We start from the raw sequence: 546 nt of genomic DNA, 5'->3' as shown, positions 1-546 counted from the left end.
CCCACGTCCAAACCTATTTAGACGATATGGAACAGTCAAACAAGAGTGGAGGAACGATTGAAAAACATTATTCAGCCATTACCATGTTTTCCAGGTTCCTTGATAAACCCGAGATCGTCCTCAACATTGATCGTAAAGCAAAGGAAAAGAAAGAAGATCCGCCAAAAGCCCTGAACATGCTTGAGCAAGCTGCTCTCCTAAAAGAAATCGAGGCCACTGGGCATTTCAGGAATATTGCTATTGTATACACAATGATTCATACGGGTATCCGGGTGTCCGAACTTTGTGATTTGAACCATAGTGACATTCAAAAAGAGGGAGAAAGGCAATATATCCTCATCCGGGATTCAAAAGGTGATATAGACAGGAAGATTCCACTCTCCATGACTGCTAGTGAAAAAATCAAGGCATACAAGGAATTTTTAAATATGGAAACGGAAGCTATCTTCATATCCAGTGTGAATCAGCGCATCACGCCAAGGTCCGTGCAATATATGCTGACTAAATATAATGCGACTCCCCATAAGCTGCGGAATACGTTTTGCC

Annotated in this window: 1 protein-coding gene; it reads left to right on the top strand. The window is 41.9% G+C overall.

Going from position 1 to position 546, the window contains the following annotated elements; translation table 11 throughout:
- Positions 1 to 546 (top strand): tyrosine-type recombinase/integrase (locus Q8G36_RS28590; RefSeq protein WP_305163142.1); only part of this gene is annotated, 546 nt, incomplete at both ends.

It is taken from the genome of Peribacillus frigoritolerans, from assembly GCF_030676415.1.
Lineage (GTDB): Bacteria > Bacillota > Bacilli > Bacillales > DSM-1321 > Peribacillus > Peribacillus frigoritolerans_A.
This window is presented reverse-complemented; position numbering and strand designations above follow the sequence as displayed.